We start from the raw sequence: 1,377 nt of genomic DNA, 5'->3' as shown, positions 1-1,377 counted from the left end.
GCTGCACGGGGTTACTCGTCGTCGATGATGAGCACAGCGTCGCCGACGCGGCGGTCGTCATCATACGGTGAGGTCATGTAAAGATCGTTATTGTGGCCGAGGACTTTCCCCTCAATCACCATCGATACTGACCCAGCTCCGCCGTCCAAGTTGCCCGCGTTGACAAGTCCCAGAAAATCCAGAACTGGCACCATCTCACTCAAGCCAACGCCAGGGGGGCCTCCTTCATGCGCTATCCGGCTGGGGGTTCCATCGGCGGAAATTAGGTAAATCTTACCCTCGGCATCGGCTCCAATAATCGTGCGGGGGGCTCGCCCTTGCTGCCCTGTTTTCCAGTTTGGCTTTCCATCTTTGATCAGGATGGGAGTCACATACCAAGCATTCAGCCCGGGGCGATCTGGCACACGAATGTCGAGCTCCACGGGTTTGTCTGACTCCATTGCTTCATTCAAGATCGCTTGCTTGTCTCCCGTCGCCATGAGTACCAATCCGGGAGTGCGCAGATACTTCGCCCAGCCCAAATGCTTGGCGAGATAGCCGTCGTCACCGATCTGCCTCATGAGTATGTGTGTCGGGACGAAATGCGAGAGTGGTGAGGTATCCACCACGTCTTGCCCCATCGCGACCAGCTCATTGTCTTTGGGCATGCGATCAATGCCATCCAGCTTGATGCTCTTTTTCTTACCGTCCTTGCCCACCCATTTAAACTCGGGAAAGGGGATGACGTTTTTCTCATGAATCGAGAGAGAGATCTCTCCATTCCCCTTATTCTCCAAGTAGAGGGCAGGCCCGTTATTGGGCTCGCTATGCCACTTTCCCTGAACAATTGAGGTGCCTGTGGGTATGCCAGCGATCTCATCTATCGAATATTCAAAATAGCTCCCATTGGTCGCGACGACGGCGTTGTGCCTGCGTGCTGACTCCACAGGGCTGTCGCGGAACGCCCTGCCCGACCAACCCGAGGTAACCTTGCCGCGATAGACCTTGGGGTCTACGACCACGATATCCAAGATATAAGGTCCGGCATCCCAATATACGTGCTTGGCTGGATAGTGGAGCTGTACTGGATAGGATATCTTGCGGAGTGCTTGCCTTGCTTCTTCCGCGGTGTCGAATTCTCCAGCCAGCAAGAAAGTGACCGTTCCGCCCTCCAGTGGCAGCGGCTGTTCACGCACTGTGTAGCCAGCCTGTTCCATGCTGGCCCGAAACTCGGCTGGGTCTTCACTTGGATTCCAAGGCCTGTTGCTAAACGAATACTTGGGCGGGCCCTCTTTGGGCCAGGCACCGCGCTCGATGTGCACGTGCGTGAGGCCGGGGCGGAGCTCCTTTACCGTGCGCGTCTCCACAAGGTCGGCACGCCCGAGCGGAAGCGGGCCC

At 56.8% G+C, this 1,377-nt stretch carries 1 protein-coding gene; it reads right to left on the bottom strand.

The features are described 5' to 3' along the window. Window positions 1-11: 11 nt before the first annotated feature. On the bottom strand, window positions 12-1,377 hold a 1,366-nt coding region (locus AXK11_RS00365), incomplete at its 5' end, for a phosphodiester glycosidase family protein (RefSeq protein ID WP_068628210.1).

This window comes from Cephaloticoccus primus (assembly GCF_001580015.1).
GTDB lineage: Bacteria > Verrucomicrobiota > Verrucomicrobiia > Opitutales > Opitutaceae > Cephaloticoccus > Cephaloticoccus primus.
Note: the sequence above shows the minus strand (reverse complement) of the source record. Positions and strands in the feature narration are given on the sequence as shown.